This is a genomic window from Parahoeflea alexandrii (assembly GCF_024105735.1).
Classification (GTDB): Bacteria; Pseudomonadota; Alphaproteobacteria; order Rhizobiales; family Rhizobiaceae; genus Hoeflea; species Hoeflea alexandrii.
This window is the reverse complement of the sequence record NZ_JAAAML010000001.1, coordinates 368,622-380,431: the sequence shown is the minus strand read 5'-3', so window position 1 is coordinate 380,431 and position 11,810 is coordinate 368,622. Positions and strand designations below refer to the sequence as shown.

General features: G+C 61.1%; 11 protein-coding genes and 1 other RNA gene. 7 read left to right on the top strand and 5 right to left on the bottom strand.

Features of this window, described 5'->3' with window-relative positions; genetic code table 11:
* Window positions 1-58: 58 nt before the first annotated feature.
* Together GTW23_RS01620 and GTW23_RS01615 are read right to left on the bottom strand one after the other, a co-directional pair.
* Window positions 59-883, bottom strand: a complete 825-nt coding sequence (locus GTW23_RS01620) for a TIGR00282 family metallophosphoesterase (RefSeq protein WP_252914369.1) — start codon at window positions 881-883, stop codon at window positions 59-61.
* A 19-nt stretch (window positions 884-902) separates the two neighbouring features.
* The gene (locus tag GTW23_RS01615; RefSeq protein ID WP_252914368.1) at window positions 903-1,463 is read right to left on the bottom strand and encodes a 5-formyltetrahydrofolate cyclo-ligase; all 561 of its coding nucleotides are present in this window, start codon (window positions 1,461-1,463) and stop codon (window positions 903-905) included.
* 242 nt (window positions 1,464-1,705) lie between these two features.
* Between GTW23_RS01615 and GTW23_RS01610 the strand changes: the two genes are divergently transcribed.
* Window positions 1,706-1,915 carry a helix-turn-helix transcriptional regulator gene (locus GTW23_RS01610; RefSeq protein ID WP_152007538.1) on the top strand — a complete coding sequence of 70 codons (210 nt, stop codon included), beginning with the start codon at window positions 1,706-1,708 and terminating at the stop codon, window positions 1,913-1,915.
* Window positions 1,916-1,978: 63 nt separating this feature from the next.
* Here the strand turns inward: GTW23_RS01610 and ssrS are convergent.
* The 3 genes from ssrS to GTW23_RS01595 all read right to left on the bottom strand — a co-directional run bounded on the left by ssrS (window position 1,979) and on the right by GTW23_RS01595 (window position 3,032).
* Window positions 1,979-2,135, bottom strand: a non-coding RNA gene (gene ssrS, locus GTW23_RS01605) — 6S RNA.
* A gap of 195 nt (window positions 2,136-2,330) precedes the next feature.
* Complete coding sequence (locus GTW23_RS01600) at window positions 2,331-2,693, bottom strand: cell division protein ZapA (protein WP_152007537.1); 363 nt, start codon at window positions 2,691-2,693, stop codon at window positions 2,331-2,333.
* A gap of 66 nt (window positions 2,694-2,759) precedes the next feature.
* Window positions 2,760-3,032 carry a DUF4164 domain-containing protein gene (locus tag GTW23_RS01595; protein WP_152011411.1) on the bottom strand — a complete coding sequence of 91 codons (273 nt, stop codon included), beginning with the start codon at window positions 3,030-3,032 and terminating at the stop codon, window positions 2,760-2,762.
* Window positions 3,033-3,267: 235 nt separating this feature from the next.
* Between GTW23_RS01595 and tkt the strand changes: the two genes are divergently transcribed.
* The 6 genes from tkt (at window position 3,268) to GTW23_RS01565 (ending at window position 11,593) form a co-directional block, all read left to right on the top strand.
* Window positions 3,268-5,259, top strand: a complete 1,992-nt coding sequence (gene tkt, locus GTW23_RS01590) for a transketolase (RefSeq protein ID WP_252914367.1) — start codon at window positions 3,268-3,270, stop codon at window positions 5,257-5,259.
* A gap of 47 nt (window positions 5,260-5,306) precedes the next feature.
* On the top strand, window positions 5,307-6,317 hold the full coding sequence (gene gap, locus GTW23_RS01585; protein ID WP_152007535.1) for a type I glyceraldehyde-3-phosphate dehydrogenase: 1,011 nt from the start codon (window positions 5,307-5,309) through the stop codon (window positions 6,315-6,317).
* A 231-nt stretch (window positions 6,318-6,548) separates the two neighbouring features.
* The gene (locus GTW23_RS01580) at window positions 6,549-8,348 is read left to right on the top strand and encodes a potassium/proton antiporter (RefSeq protein WP_252914366.1); all 1,800 of its coding nucleotides are present in this window, start codon (window positions 6,549-6,551) and stop codon (window positions 8,346-8,348) included.
* A gap of 110 nt (window positions 8,349-8,458) precedes the next feature.
* Window positions 8,459-9,655, top strand: a complete 1,197-nt coding sequence (locus GTW23_RS01575; RefSeq protein ID WP_252914365.1) for a phosphoglycerate kinase — start codon at window positions 8,459-8,461, stop codon at window positions 9,653-9,655.
* Window positions 9,656-9,818: 163 nt separating this feature from the next.
* A complete protein-coding gene (locus tag GTW23_RS01570) occupies window positions 9,819-10,712 on the top strand; it encodes a fructose bisphosphate aldolase (RefSeq protein ID WP_152007532.1) in 894 nt (297 codons plus the stop codon).
* Window positions 10,713-10,843: 131 nt separating this feature from the next.
* Complete coding sequence (locus GTW23_RS01565; RefSeq protein ID WP_152007531.1) at window positions 10,844-11,593, top strand: SGNH/GDSL hydrolase family protein; 750 nt, start codon at window positions 10,844-10,846, stop codon at window positions 11,591-11,593.
* The last annotated feature ends 217 nt before the right edge of the window (window positions 11,594-11,810 follow it).

Sequence of the window (11,810 nt, the reverse complement as noted above, 5' to 3'; positions counted from 1 at the left end):
AGCGAGCCGACGGAGAAACCACCGTTGCCTCCTTGACCGGCGATTAAACCGGCCGGCTCTAGCTCCAGAACTCCGGATACGTTTCGGCCAGGCGCGGCCCGATCCTGAGCGGCGCGATCTTTTCGGCCAGCCCGGTCCGATCGGAAATCTCGACGGCGACGCCGCAGATCGTTGCCGGTCCCGAAGCCACCTCGAACCGGCCCTTCGGGATCTTGGAGACGAACCGGTTGACCGGTTCTTCCTTGTCCATGCCGATGGAGGAATCATAGTCGCCGCACATGCCGGCATCGGTCAGATAGGCTGTGCCGCCATTCAATATCTGTGCGTCGGCGGTCGGCACATGCGTGTGGGTTCCCACCACGAAGCTCGCCCGCCCGTCGACGAAATGCGCAAAGCAAAGCTTCTCGCTGGTGGCTTCCGCGTGAAAGTCGAACACCACCGCATCGGCCACTTCGCCCAGCGGGCACGCGGCGAGGATGGCTTCGCCGGCGGCGAACGGATCGTCGAGATCGGGATGCATGAACACCCGGCCCATGATGTTTGCGACCAGCACGCGCGCGCCGTTGCGCGCGATGTAGAGGTTGGAACCCCGTCCCGGCGTTCCGGCGGGATAGTTCGCCGGCCTGAGGAAACGGTCGTGCCGGTCGGCATAGACCAGCGCCTCGCGCTGATCCCAGACATGATTGCCGGTGGTCACAACATCGGCGCCGGCATTGAGCGTTTCGAGGAAGATTTCCTCGGTGATGCCGAAACCGCCCGCTGCGTTCTCACCATTGACGATGACGAAATCCAGCTTGTGATCGCGGATCAGGCCGGGAAGGCGGTTCCAAACCGCGGTGCGGCCGGATCGTCCGACCAGATCTCCAAGAAACAAAAGACGCATTCGCCCTCTATAGAGGTTGCTAAAACGAGCGCAAGCCTTGCTCTGTCAGGATCATGTCGAGGGCCACGTCATGATCATCCGCCGGCAGCGCCTCGACCTCCTGGACCGAGAAGGCGGCTCCGATCAGCGCGGGCGACTTGCCTTTGGCCCTGAGCCTTGCAATTGCCCTGTCATAATGACCGGCACCGTAGCCCAGGCGGTTGCCACGCGCATCGAAGGATGACAGCGGCATCAGCAGCAAGTCCGGGTCGATCACCTCGGCCTCCTCGCCCGGACCGGATGTGCCGAAGCCGGTCTTGACGAGATCCGCACCCCGGACGAAATCGCGGAAAACGATCGTCTCCCGGTCCAGCACCACCGGCAGGCAAAGCCGGGCGCCGCGCTCGCGCAGACGCGACAGCAACGGCCGGAGATCGGGTTCCGACCGGATCGGCAGGTATCCGGCAATCACGGCTCCCGGATCGAAGGAGAGCGTTTCCGCGACATCCACCATCGCAAGGCTCATCTCGATCCGCTGTTCCGGTGCCAGCGCATCCCGCCTGGCCAGAACCTTTGCCCGTATGCTTGCCTTGCTGTCCATCACCTGCTCCGTCGAAACCCAACCGCGGGCGGCGTAGGCTGCGCGCTGCCGCACGTCAATGGCTTCCGGCCATCCGGTCGCCCCGCGGCAGTCGATAGCATTTTAAGGATGCACTTCATCCCCCGTATACGACATCTGCGCTTTTCAATTGCCGTCGCAGGCGAGACAAGGCTATTCCCGGACTGCTGCTCGACAGCAGCTATGCTCATATTTTATTTGAACAATTTGTTTTACGGACAAAGATGACGGACTCCACGGATAGATTGACCCATTCCGAGAGAGCGTGCCTGCAATCGGTGGCGCGGGGACTGGACCCCGAGGCAACGATTGACCCGGATGGCAGCCAGGCAGGAAGCGCCCGCAAGCATCTCGAATCCGCGCGCCGGAAGCTGATGGCAAGCACAACCATCGAAGCGGTGGCGCGCGCCCTGAAGATGGGACTGATCGAATAGGCAGGAAGTGTGCAGCCGTTGCAGAGACGCCCGGTTTCCGAGCCGTCAGACCGTCAGGTGAAGGTGCGATCCACGGCAACCGATGGATTTATTGATCCTGGGAACCTACAACGTAGGTGGGCGCCATATGTCCGGACCCACGGGTCCGGTCAGGGACAGCTCCCTTTGGATCAATTAAGGCCCCAGGGATTACGTATCCTGTCGAGAGGCGCAGACCGCTTCCGCTATATAGGTCATGCCGGGCCCAACTCCAATCGGCAAATTGCGGCCCGGAGCATTAAACCGATGATGTGATGAAGACGGCCTGGCTGCAAGCACTTCAAGACCCTTGCCGGCATGGCGATGCACCTGAAGACCGCTCCTCACAAGATACGTGCGGTTGATCGGTTTCAGGCACAGACCCCGGCTCGGCCCCTCAGGCGCGTCCGGAGAGTTTTCCCGCGATCTGCTCGATCTTGCCGGTCACCTCCGAAAGCGCCTCGGCCAGATCGTGGTCTGTCTTGTCGACCTGGCTCAGCGCGTTGTCCCTGGTCTTTTTCAGGGTGTCGACCTCCGCCTCAAGCCCGCGCATCCGGCGCTGCAGCTCGTGCAACTCATCCATCACCATGATCCCCGCCATCACCGTGATCCGCAAATCGCCAATTTCGCCGAACTGGTTCTTCAGATGCCCGACATAACGGTCAAACCGCCCGGCGAGATCGCTCAGGTGCTCTTCCTGCCCCTCTTCGCATGCCATCCGGTAGGTCTTGTTGTCGATGGTAACCGTTACCTGCGCCATTCAACACGTCCTGTTCTTGCACGGCCTTGCGGGATCGAAGGCTGATGAAAATTGATAAACTATGCCTTAGCGATCCAGAACCGCCCTGATCGTTTCCATGGCAGTCACCAGACGGCGGGAGACTTCGCGGTTGGCTTCCTCGAGGCGGTTGGCCCTGTCCTGAGACTGGTCGAGTTCCAGCGCTATGCGTGTGCGATCCTCGATCATCCGGTCCAGTTCAGCCGCCGCCTCTGTCGAACTTCGGCTCGCTTCAACCTGCCGGTCAACCTCATTATCGAGCTGATTCAAGGCATTTTTCAGTGCCTCAAGTGCGGATTGTACTGTCTTTTCAACCGGCATCATCAGCTTCCCTGGATCTGGACTACAAGCCGAATCGCTTGAATTCCGGATACTTGTGAGCACGAGTTTACGCATCAGCCGAACAGGGCGTCAACAAAACCGCCTTTTGCATCCCCAGCCGTTTGCGGCCAAGCCATTTGTTGACTCCGGCGAAGCAACTGCTATGTGTGCGCGGCCTTCGGTCCGGACTAGTTCAAGCCCGGACCTGACATGAACGCGACCAGGCGGAACCATCATGATTTCACGCGAAAAACACGACCGGATGGCGAATGCAATCCGGTTTTTGTCTATGGATGCTGTAGAGAAAGCCAAATCCGGGCATCCCGGCTTGCCGATGGGCGCTGCCGATATCGCCACGGTGCTGTTTTCCCGCTATCTGACCTTCGATCCGAAAAAGCCCGACTGGCCCGACCGCGACCGCTTCGTACTGTCCGCCGGCCACGGTTCGATGCTGATCTATTCGCTGCTCTACCTGCTCGGATACGACGACATCACGCTCGACGACATCAAGAATTTCCGCCAGCTGGGTTCGCCCACCGCCGGCCATCCGGAATATGGCCACGCCGCCGGCATCGAAACCACCACCGGCCCGCTCGGCCAGGGCATCGGCAATGCTGTCGGCATGGCCATGGCAGAGCGCAAGCTTGCCGACGAGTTCGGCTCCGACCTGGTTGAGCACTATACCTATGCGCTTGCAGGCGACGGCTGCCTGATGGAAGGCATCAGCCAGGAAGCGATTTCGCTGGCGGGCCATCTCAAGCTCAACAAGCTCATCGTCTTCTGGGACAACAATTCGATCTCCATCGACGGTCCGGTATCGCTGACCGACTCGACCGACCAGCTGGCCCGTTTCGCGGCCTCCGGCTGGAACACACTCGACATCGACGGCCACGACCCCGACGCGATCGCACAAGCCATCGAGGCCGCGCAGAAATCGGACCGGCCGACACTCATCGCCGCAAAGACCGTGATCGGTTTTGGCGCTCCCAACAAGGCCGGAACCAGCGGTGCCCATGGCTCGCCGCTTGGCGACAAGGAAATCGTCGGCACGCGCAAGGCGCTCGGCTGGGCCGAAGAGCCTTTCGTCGTTCCCTCCGACATCCTTGACGCATGGCGACTTGCCGGTCTGCGTTCGGTCAAGGACCGGAAGGCCTGGGAATCCCGCCTTGCCGAGGCGGAAAATGATGTCCGCCTGGCCTTCGAACGCCGGATGAACGGTGAACTGCCTGGCGAATTCGAGCCGGCGATCACCGCCTACAAGAAGAAGCTCGCCGAAGACCTGCCGACCGTCGCCACGCGCAAGGCATCGGAGATGGCGCTGGAAGTGATCAACGGAGTGGTTCCCGAGACCATCGGCGGGTCCGCCGACCTGACCGGGTCCAACAACACCCGCACCAGCCAGACCAAGGCGATTACCCCGGATGACTTCTCGGGCCGCTACATCCATTACGGCATCCGTGAGCACGGCATGGCCGCGATCATGAACGGCATTGCGCTGCATGGCGGCCTGATCCCCTATTCGGGCGGCTTCCTGATCTTTTCCGATTACTGCCGTCCGTCGATCCGTCTGGCGGCACTGATGGGCATTCGTGTGATTCACGTTCTGACCCATGATTCCATCGGCCTTGGCGAGGACGGACCGACCCACCAACCGGTTGAACACATGGCGGCGTTGCGCGCCATCCCGAACCTGCTGATGTTCCGCCCCGCCGACGCCGTCGAAACAGCGGAATGCTGGGAAATCGCGCTCGAGCAGGCAAAACGTCCCAGCGGCATTGCCCTGACCCGACAGAACTTGCCGACCGTCCGGACCGATTTCACCGAGGAAAACCTCTGTGCCTATGGCGCCTATGACCTGGTTTCGGCCAGCGACGCCGAGGTGACGATCTTCGCCACCGGTTCCGAAATCGAGATCGCGCTGGAAGCCCGGCAGATGCTTGAGGCGAATGGTCACACCACCCGCGTGGTCTCGGTGCCCTGCTTCGAGTTGTTCGAAGAGCAGAGCTTGGAGTATAAAAAGGCCGTTATCGGGGATTCCAGGGTCAAGATCGCTATCGAGGCGGGCATCCGCCAGGGGTGGGACCGTTTTATCGGTTCCGACGGCCTGTTCATCGGCATGAGCGGCTTCGGCGCATCGGCACCTTACAAGGAACTCTACGAGCATTTCGGCATCACCGCCGCGGCCGCAGTGGCTGCGGTCGAAGCCCGCTTACATGACGAAGCCTGATCCCTTGCAGGGACAGGCGTACTCGGACCCCAGGACGGAGAACTAACATGAAGACCAGGATTGCCATCAACGGATTTGGCCGTATCGGCCGCAATGTTGTGCGGGCCATTTACGAATCCGGCCGTACCGATATCGACATCGTGGCGATCAACGATCTCGGTCCGGTTGAAACCAACGCCCACCTGATGCGCTGGGATTCGGTGCACGGAAAGTTCCCCAAGACCGTTGAGGTTGACGGCGACACGATCCGCATCGAAGGCGGCGACTCGTTCAAGGTGTTTGCGGAGCGCGATCCGAAGAACCTGCCCTGGGGCGATCTCGGTATCGACATCGTCATGGAATGCACCGGGATTTTCACGGCACGGGAAAAGGCTGCCTTCCATCTGGAAGCCGGCGCCAAGCGCGTCCTGGTCTCGGCCCCGTCCGCGGGCGCCGACAAGACCATCGTCTACGGCGTCAACCATGATGTGCTGACCAAGGACGACCTCGTCGTCTCCAATGCGTCGTGCACCACCAACTGCCTGGCGCCCGTCGCCCACGTCCTGCACAATGCCATCGGCATCGACAAGGGCATGATGACGACGATCCATTCCTACACCGGCGACCAGCCAACGCTCGACACCATGCACAAGGATCTCTACCGCGCCCGCGCTGCCGCCATGTCGATGATCCCGACCTCGACGGGCGCCGCCAAGGCCGTCGGCCTGGTGCTGCCGGACCTCAACGGCAAGCTCGACGGCATGTCGATCCGCGTCCCGACCCCGAATGTCTCCGTGGTCGACCTGAAGTTCATCGCCAAGCGCGACACCTCGGTGGAGGAAATCAACAAGGCCATCCGTGAAGCTGCTGACGGCGCTCTCAAGGGCGTACTGGGCTACACCGACGAGCCCAATGTCTCGATCGACTTCAACCACAACCCGCATTCCTCGGTCTTCCACATGGACCAGACCAAGGTCATGGACGGCAACATGTGCTCGATCCTGACCTGGTATGACAACGAGTGGGGTTTCTCCAACCGCATGGGCGACACCGCGGTTGCAATGGCGAAGCTGATCTGACGACCCTCTGCCGGGTCACGCGGCAACGCAGGCCCGGCCAAACACCTGAACATACTGGCGCCACCGTTCGAAGGGACGGTGGCGCTGGTGATTCAACACCATGGATGACTTGAGCCGGATGTCACGGCAGCCATGCGTGAAGGATCATTGATCGGCCCGGTCCGTGCCTCCATACTTGTTGGCAGAACAAAGACCTGACCGCAGCAATCAATCACGGACAAGGGGTGACGGTTGGACGCTTTCTATCTGGTGACGCTTGCCTCGATGGCGCTCATTCTCATTGCTGCCTTTTCCAGCCTGCTGGCGGAACGCTTCGGAGCACCGTTGCTGTTGCTCTTCCTTCTCATCGGCCTGCTTGCCGGTGTCGACGGGCTGGGCATCGACTTCTCCAACAACTCCGCCGCCTACATGCTCGGGTCGATCGCCCTGGCAATCATCCTGTTTGACTCCGGCTACGGCACATCGCTGCATTCCTTCAGGCAGGCCTCCGCCCCGGCGCTGACGATGGCGACCATCGGCGTATTGTTGACTGCGGTTCTGTTCGGCATCGCCGCTCGATTTCTGCTCGGGTTCACCTGGCTTGAGGGCCTGCTGATCGGCTCCATCGTTGCCTCCACGGATGCGGCGGCCGTATTCTTCCTGCTGCGCACCGGCGGCATCAACATCCGTGACCGGGTCCGTTCCACGCTGGAAGTGGAATCCGGTACCAATGATCCGATGGCGATCTTTCTCACCAGCGCGCTGGTCGGCATCATGGCCAGCGGCGAGGACCTCGGTGGAGCCGGGCTTGAGTTACTGGTTCTGTTCATCGAGCAGATCGGTCTGGGTCTTGTCGTCGGCCTCGCCGGCGGCGTTCTCATCGTCCAGATCATCCGTCGGGTTCCGGTCGAGCGCGGACTGGCTCCGATATTCGTACTGGCGCTGGCGCTGCTGGTCTTTGCCGCCACGTCGGCAATCGGAGGCAGTGGTTTCCTGGCGGTCTACGTCGCCGGGATCTACGCAGGCAACAAGAAGATCCAGCCCAAGGCATCGATCATGCGCTTTCAGGAGGGCATGACCTGGCTGGCCCAGATCGTCATGTTCCTGGTTCTCGGGCTGCTTGCGACACCGTCCCAGTTCCCGCAGATCATCCTTCCCGCCATCGGGCTTGCTGTTTTTTTGGTCTTCATTGCCCGCCCGCTTGCCGTCTGGGCATGTCTGCTGCCCTTTGACTTCACCCAGCGAGAGACCGGGTTTGTCGCCTGGGTGGGTCTGCGCGGCGCGGTTTCGATCCTCCTCGCCATCCTGCCCATCCTCGGCAATCTCGAGAACGGCCAGCTCTATTTCAACACCACCTTCATCGTGGTGATGGTATCGCTCGCCATACAGGGCTGGACGATCAAGCCGATGGCCCACAGGCTCGGCCTGATTGTCCCTCCACAAATCGGCGCCATCGACAAGCTCGAGCTTGATCTCCCCGGCACCGCCAGTCACGAGCTGCTTGCCTACAGGGTGGTGGCGGACAGCCCGGTCCTGCGCGGCGAAAGAATCCCCCGCTGGGCCCGCCCGTCACTGGTCATCCGCGACGGCAAGTCGATGCGCTATCAGTATGCCGGGCGGCTGCGCGAAAACGACCAGGTCTACCTGTTCATCGCCCCTGGCTTTTCCCGTCTGCTCGACCGGCTGTTCGCCTCCAAACTCGCCGTCAGCGAAAATGACAACGAGTTCTTCGGCACCTTCACAATCGATCCGTCAGGAAAGTGTGAGGAACTCGATGCCGCCTACGGGCCCGGGCTTCTTGGCGAGGCCGAGAAATCGCTGACCATTGCCGAACTGATGGAACAGCGGCTTGGCGGCAAGCCGGACTACGCCGACCGGGTCAAGATCGGGCGCATCGTTCTCATCGTGCGCGACACCCACGAGAACGGCCTGATCAAGACCGTTGGCATCTCGCTCGAACCGGTGGCACCCGCAACACGGCTGCCGCTGTTCCTCAACTTTCGTGAAATCCTGCAAATGGCCCGGGATTTTGCCGGCAGGCGAAAGGGTTGAGGCAGGAAGCCGCGACGGGTATTTACGTCCCCGGCTTGCGTCGTGACACATCCGGTGTAATCTCCGCGCCGAAATCCCGCCAGACCCCAACTTGACGATCGGAATATGCAATGACCACTTTCAAGACACTCGATGATCTGGCCGATCTTTCCGGCAAGCGCATTCTCCTGCGCGTCGATCTCAATGTCCCGGTCAAGGACGGCAAGGTCACCGACACGACCCGCATCGAACGGGTCGCTCCCACGATCATGGAACTGTCCCGCAAGGGCGCCCGCGTGATCCTGCTTGCGCATTTCGGCCGTCCAAAGGGCGAGGCCGTGCCGTCGATGTCGCTCGGCCCGATTGCCGGCATCGTCGAGAACGTTCTCGATCACCGGGTCCATTTTGCCGCCGACTGCATCGGCGAAGCCGCCCAAAAGGCAGTGGAAGCAATGGTCGATGGCGATGTGCTTCTGCTTGAGAACACGCGCTTTCATGCCGGCGAAGAAAAGAACAACCCCGAGTTCGCCAAGGCGCTGGCTGAAAATGGCGACATCTTCGTCAACGACGCCTTTTCAGCGGCCCATCGCGCCCACGCCTCGACCGAGGGCCTGGCCCACCTGCTGCCAGCTTTTGCCGGCCGGACCATGGAAGCGGAACTGGTCGCGCTTGAGAAGGGTCTCGGCAAACCGGCACGGCCGGTTGTCGCCATTGTTGGTGGCGCCAAGGTTTCCACCAAAATCGACCTCTTGCAGAACCTGGTCAAGAAGGTCGATGCGCTGGTGATAGGGGGTGGCATGGCCAACACCTTCCTTGCCGCTCGCGGCATCGACGTCGGCAAGTCGCTGTGCGAACACGATCTCGCAGAAACCGCCAAAACCATCGAAGCCGAAGCATCCAAGGCCGGATGTGCAATCGTCCTGCCGATAGACGGCGTTGTCGCGCGTGAGTTCAAAGCCGGCGCCGACAACGAGACGGTCGACGTCTCCGCAATCCCCGCTGATGCCATGATGCTCGACGTCGGCCCCAAGTCCGTCGAGGCCATCAACGCCTGGATCACAAAGGCTGACACGCTTGTCTGGAACGGTCCGCTCGGTGCCTTCGAGATCCCGCCCTTCGACGCCGCGACCGTATCTGCGGCGCAGCACGCGGCCCGCCGCACCCGGGAAGGCCTGCTGGTCTCCGTTGCGGGCGGCGGCGACACGGTGTCCGCACTCAATCACGCCGGTGTGGCTGCAGACTTCACCTATGTCTCGACTGCCGGCGGGGCATTTCTCGAATGGATGGAAGGCAAACCGCTTCCCGGTGTTGATGTGCTGAAAGCCTGAAGAGGGTCAACCGGCCTCGCCCGCGTTAACTCTGGTTGGCTTTCTCCAACCCATTTAAACGATTGAATTTTTTTCAATCGATTCAAGCTGCATCCAGGCTATTTTCTCTCTGTCGCGGCATCTGATAAAGGAGCCGCAAGACAGAGACAAACAGGGGTAAGGCATGATGAACTCGACCATGGCGAAACAGATGGCGGAGAAGGACGGCTTCATTGCCGCGCTCGACCAGTCGGGCGGCTCCACGCCAAAGGCGCTGAAACTCTACGGGGTTGCGGAAGACGCCTACGCCAATGACGAGGAAATGTTCGCGGCTATCCATGCCATGCGGGCCCGCATCATCAAGTCGCCTGCCTTCACCGGCGAGAAGGTCATCGGCGCGATCCTGTTCGAGCGCACCATGGACGGCGAGATCGACGGCGTACCAACCGCCGATTATCTCTGGAATAAGCGCGGCATTGTTCCGTTCCTCAAGGTCGACAAGGGCCTGCTCGACGATCAGAACGGTGTCCAGCTGATGAAGCCGATGGACGGCCTCGACGCGCTGCTCGACCGCGCCGCGGCCAAGAACATTTTCGGCACCAAGATGCGTTCGGTGATCAATGCCGCCGACAAGGACGGCATCGAGGCGATTGTCGCCCAGCAGTTCGAGATCGGAGCGCAGATCCTCGGCCACGGGCTGATGCCGATCATCGAACCCGAGGTCAACATCAAGATCGCCGACAAGGCCGAGGCCGAAGAATTGCTGCTGGCCTCGATCCTCCGTCATCTCGACCAGGCGCCCGCCGGACAGCAGATCATGCTGAAACTGTCCCTGCCGACAGTTGCCAACCTCTACAAGCCGCTGGTCGACGACCCGCGTGTGATGCGTGTCGTGGCATTGTCGGGCGGCTACTCCCGCGATGACGCCAACCGTCTTCTGAGCACCAATGACGGTGTGATCGCATCCTTCTCGCGCGCGCTGACCGAAGGCCTGTCGCATGGCCAGACGGATGCCGACTTCGACGCCACGCTCGCCGCAACCATCGACAGCATCTTCGAGGCCTCGCGCAAGGCCTGAACACCAGACTGAGAAAACCCTCGTCAAATGGCTGGGTTTCAACCCGCCGCGGCAACGCGGCGGGTTGCATTTTGCAGTGATCCCATTGTCTAAGGCTGTATGCTGAAGCCATGGGAGACACGACCAGAACCATGAACACTTTCCTTGCAGGTCTCGTCAGTTGGGTGCTGGTGCCGGTCGCCGTGGCCAAGGGTCTTGGCGTACGCAGAATCGTGCCGCGGCTGCCACCACCCCGCGGCCGTCCGATGGGACAGGTCGGCCAGGGCAGCGCGGAGATCAGGATTCTGGTGGTTGGCGATTCTTCCGCCGCCGGTGTGGGCGCCGACCGGATCGAGGATACGCTCGGTCCGCAGCTCGCCGCGATCCTCGGCAAATCAACCGGCAAGACCGTTGCCTGGCGCAATGCCGGGGCCAATTCCGCGATTGCCGCCCAGGTGCGCGATCATATGGTCCCGCATATCGAAGAGCGTGATTTTACCCATGTGATCCTGGCTGTCGGCACCAATGACGCCAAGAACTTTGTCACCAGGTCCGCCTTCAAGAAAGGGTTCGGCGGCTTGCTTTATGCACTCCATGCCCGCTGGCCGGAAGCCAGCGTCTACTGGTCACCGGTTGTTGCGATGGCGGATGTGCCTGCGTTGCCGCCGTCTCTCGCATATATCCTCGGTCTGCGCGCACAGATTATAAACGCCATCGGCACGCAGCTTTGTCGCGAGCGAACAGCCACCCCACTGGATCCTCTTCCTATCGAAGGGGCCGAAGGCTTCGCGATAGACGGCTTCCATGCCAACGCACTGGGCTACAGGCACTGGGCCGAGCACATTGCCCGGATCATTCTGGCCGAAACACCAGCGCCATCATCATCGCAAAAATCAGAATAAGCGCGATTTTCCACACATCGCTGCGCCGTTTGAGGCCGGGAAGACCGAACGGCTTGATCAAATGCAGGGACATGGCCACGAGAACCAGGACCAGCAGGATTTTTGTCGACATTCATTCCGCCTTTTTCACTTAAGCCATACACCTGTCATGATCCTGGTCAATCAGCTAGGCTTGACGAATGCGGGGCAATGATTCCCGGTTCATCGCAATCCCGAA

Excerpts from the sequence above, each read along its gene's own strand:
- GTW23_RS01620 (WP_252914369.1), bottom strand. The coding sequence starts at position 883 with ATGCGTCTTTTGTTTCTTGGAGATCTGGTCGGACGATCCGGCCGCACC.
- GTW23_RS01615 (WP_252914368.1), bottom strand. The coding sequence starts at position 1,463 with ATGGACAGCAAGGCAAGCATACGGGCAAAGGTTCTGGCCAGGCGGGAT.
- GTW23_RS01610 (WP_152007538.1), top strand. The coding sequence starts at position 1,706 with ATGACGGACTCCACGGATAGATTGACCCATTCCGAGAGAGCGTGCCTG.
- GTW23_RS01600 (WP_152007537.1), bottom strand. The coding sequence starts at position 2,693 with ATGGCGCAGGTAACGGTTACCATCGACAACAAGACCTACCGGATGGCA.
- GTW23_RS01595 (WP_152011411.1), bottom strand. The coding sequence starts at position 3,032 with ATGCCGGTTGAAAAGACAGTACAATCCGCACTTGAGGCACTGAAAAAT.
- tkt (WP_252914367.1), top strand. The coding sequence starts at position 3,268 with ATGATTTCACGCGAAAAACACGACCGGATGGCGAATGCAATCCGGTTT.
- gap (WP_152007535.1), top strand. The coding sequence starts at position 5,307 with ATGAAGACCAGGATTGCCATCAACGGATTTGGCCGTATCGGCCGCAAT.
- GTW23_RS01575 (WP_252914365.1), top strand. The coding sequence starts at position 8,459 with ATGACCACTTTCAAGACACTCGATGATCTGGCCGATCTTTCCGGCAAG.
- GTW23_RS01570 (WP_152007532.1), top strand. The coding sequence starts at position 9,819 with ATGATGAACTCGACCATGGCGAAACAGATGGCGGAGAAGGACGGCTTC.
- GTW23_RS01565 (WP_152007531.1), top strand. The coding sequence starts at position 10,844 with ATGAACACTTTCCTTGCAGGTCTCGTCAGTTGGGTGCTGGTGCCGGTC.